Below are 943 nucleotides of genomic sequence, written 5' to 3'. Positions count from 1 at the left end.
GGGCGGTTCGCCGCCGGCAATCAGCCACGGCCCGGCTGTTGCCAGTCGGGCCGTGCCGATCCGTGATTGCGCGCCGGGCTCAGCGCACGCTTTTGCGGGTGAACAGGTTGACGATGGCCAGCAGAATTACCGCCCCCACCAGTGACAACAGGAACGAGCGCAGCGTGATGGCCGCATTGATGCTGCCGCCGCTGAAGAAGAAGCCGGCAATCATCGCGCCGATAATGCCCACGACAATGTTCAGAAGGATGCCCTGCTGTGCATCGCGGCGCATGATGAGACTGGCCAGCCAACCCACGACGCCACCGACGATCAACCAGATGATGAGGCCCATGCCTGATTCTCCCTGCCTAAAAGCACCTGTGCCGGTGCGGGGCCTACAGTCAACGCGCGGCGCCGTGAAAACCTTGTCGACCCCTGCCCGGTTCCATTCAGCATGAACCGGGGGCCATGGCCGTCCTGGCGGTTCGAACCGGTGCAGGTGTGGATGCTGCCGCATACCCCGGGTACGCGCGGCGAGCCGCAGGCTCGTGAGGTGCTGGCGGCCGAACTGGGTATGACACCGCAGGCGCTGCCGCTGACCCGTGATGAGCGCGGCCGGCCTTGGCTGATCGGCGCGCTGGACCATTACGGCACCGGCTGGAGCCACAGCGGCGGGCATCTGCTGGTGGCGCTGGGCAAGGGCGCGCGGCTGGGCGTGGATCTGGAGCAGCAGCGCCCGCGCCGGCAGATGCGCGAGGTGATCGGCCGCTTCTTCCATCCCGATGAGATCGTATGGCTGCTGGGACTGGATGACGCCGACTGCGAGCACTGGTTCTTCGCGTGTGGTGCGCCAAGGAGGCGCTGCTCAAGGCGCACGGGCATGGCATCTCCTTCGGCCTGCACAAGTTGCAGTTCGCGCCGACGGCGGCCGGCGCGCTGGTGCTGGCTGGTGCGATCCGGG

The 943-nt window shown here is 67.1% G+C and carries 1 protein-coding gene and 1 pseudogene; one reads left to right on the top strand and one right to left on the bottom strand.

Annotated elements, in window-relative coordinates; genetic code table 11:
- Nucleotides 1-79 precede the first annotated feature (79 nt).
- Complete coding sequence (locus tag JCM9942_RS16900; protein WP_054661002.1) at nt 80-334, bottom strand: GlsB/YeaQ/YmgE family stress response membrane protein; 255 nt, start codon at nt 332-334, stop codon at nt 80-82.
- Between the two features lie 102 nt (nt 335-436).
- Between JCM9942_RS16900 and JCM9942_RS16895 the strand changes: the two are divergent.
- Nucleotides 437-943, top strand: a pseudogene (locus JCM9942_RS16895) (4'-phosphopantetheinyl transferase family protein); the annotation flags it as partial.

Origin of the sequence: Stenotrophomonas pictorum JCM 9942, assembly GCF_001310775.1 — a bacterium.
Taxonomy (GTDB): domain Bacteria; phylum Pseudomonadota; class Gammaproteobacteria; order Xanthomonadales; family Xanthomonadaceae; genus Stenotrophomonas; species Stenotrophomonas pictorum.
The sequence above is the reverse complement of the archived record's forward strand: the minus strand, read 5'-3'. Positions and strand labels throughout refer to the sequence as shown.

Excerpts from the sequence above, each read along its gene's own strand:
- JCM9942_RS16900 (WP_054661002.1), bottom strand. The coding sequence starts at position 334 with ATGGGCCTCATCATCTGGTTGATCGTCGGTGGCGTCGTGGGTTGGCTG.